General features: G+C 39.2%; 1 protein-coding gene. It reads right to left on the bottom strand.

Annotation, left to right across the window (positions count from 1 at the left end; all coding sequences use genetic code 11):
• Positions 1-123: 123 nt before the first annotated feature.
• A complete protein-coding gene (locus RYH73_RS26500; RefSeq protein ID WP_187340841.1) occupies positions 124-1,947 on the bottom strand; it encodes a TonB-dependent receptor domain-containing protein in 1,824 nt (607 codons plus the stop codon).
• Between the last annotated feature and the right edge of the window lie 116 nt (positions 1,948-2,063).

Below are 2,063 nucleotides of genomic sequence, written 5' to 3'. Positions count from 1 at the left end.
AAAATCAGTTAAACATCTTTCAGACATGACCATGCTATTGACTCTGCACAGAATAACATCGCTCACAGAAAAACAAGCAGCCTTTTTAGGCCAGTTGGAAATTTAACCGGACAGTAGTGATTTTTATTGAAAAATTTTATAACTCAAACTAAGTCCGAATAGTCGACCTGAACGGTAGCGGGCAATAATCTGGTCATTATCGCGATCATATTTACCATCACCGTTACCATCCTGTAAAAGCAGATAGTTTTGATTCAACAAATCGTTAAAGTTTGCTTTTAGACTGAATTTATTATTAAGAGCTTTACTTACAGTTAAGTCAAGAACATTTCGGGGCATTTCATAAATATCTGGATAACCTTCATAACCTATATATGCTATGCGTCGCCCGATCACATTGTACAAAAGGTTGACCTGCCATTCGCTCTTTACGTTATTATAGAAAAGGCCCACATTGGCTAGATAAGGTGCTTGTCCCTGAAGAGGCCGTTCGTCAGACTGACGGTTCGCTATATCTCCGAGTTTAACTTTACTATCAATATAGGATGCATTCAGTAAAACAGTAAGATCATCTAGAAATTTGCTATTTGTCAATCCTGCCAATGATTTCCGGATTTCTAGTTCAATCCCTTTATTTTCAGCGAGCTCAGCATTTCCGAAAGAGAAAGTTTTGGCGCCCCCGGAACCCGCCCCCGGAATAAAAACTGTTTCTATTGGATTAGCAAAACGTTTATAGAAAGCTGAAAGACTTATTATTTCTCCATCATTCGGATAATACTCAAATTTCAGATCATAATTATCGATGGTAGCCGTTTTTAAAGAGGGGTTTCCAACGTTGGTAAAGTTGAGGTCAAAATCATAAAAGGAAAACGGAGCCAATTCCCTAAATTCCGGTCTGTTGAGTGTCTTTCCGTAAGCCATCCGTACCAACGTTTTTGTATTGATATTATAAGAGAGATTGGCTGAAGGAAGAATTTTCGTAATGTCATTATTGACGCTTACCGGCCCCTGATCATCGGCACTCTCCAACTGTTGCAAATTGTTCTCAATACGCACGCCTGCTACTAATGTCAATTTATCCTTGTAGGGCAAATTGATATTGGCATATCCGGCCATCAATCTATTTGACGAACTGTAATTATCGTTGGGATTGGACTGTTCATCTATTCTAATACCCGTTGTCGTGTTAATGTTCTCCCAATTGAATAGTACATTGATAGGCTGTGTTAATAAACTGTTATCGAACATCGAGGAATTCGCCCGCACATAACCGATATTTCGGGAAGTAAACGTACGATGTTTATCTTCGAAATAGCCACCTATTTTCAATACTGGGTTGAATAGGCTTTCCTCTTTTTTAAAGTGATGCTCCAGATTCACTGCACCTGTTTTTACATCCTCGTCCATATTGGAGTAGAAACGACCCAAAAACTCGGCAGCAGCGGCTCCTGTCGGAACGTACAATGTGCGTTCACCCGTTGTTGCATTAACATCGGAGCGATAACGTTTATAATCCGGTTGATCACGATAGGAACGACCATATCCTGCCACCCAGTCGAAAATGGTATTCTGTTGATTGAATTTATGTAAACCGGAAAGCTGACCTGAGTAAACACCGCGATATAAATTATTGAACGAGTAACTGTCAGGCAGGTAGTTCGATTCAAAGTTTTCCCCTGTACGATTGGTAACTTGAGAGGTTCCTAACTGATTGAACAGGTTTTTAAACTCGAAGGTATGATTTTGGTTTAAACTGAATGCCCAGTTATGGATGATACCGAACCGCACGTTATAATTGTACTGCTGATCATTGTATCTATAAATTGCAGAAGATGATTGGTTCGTCTGATCGTATGTATTAAAATCTCCACGCAGGACACCAAAGTTTGTTTTGCTATTACTGTAATTGATTGAAGTGATATTCCCCAGCAATTTATTTTTTATCACTACTGTCCGGTTAAATTTCCAACTGGCCTAAAAAGGCTGCTTGTTTTTCTGTGAGCGATGTTATTCTGTGCAGAGTCAATAGCATGGTCATGTCTGAAAGATGTTTAACTGATTTT

It is taken from the genome of Olivibacter sp. CPCC 100613, assembly GCF_036959255.1.
Lineage (GTDB): Bacteria > Bacteroidota > Bacteroidia > Sphingobacteriales > Sphingobacteriaceae > Olivibacter.
This window is presented reverse-complemented; position numbering and strand designations above follow the sequence as displayed.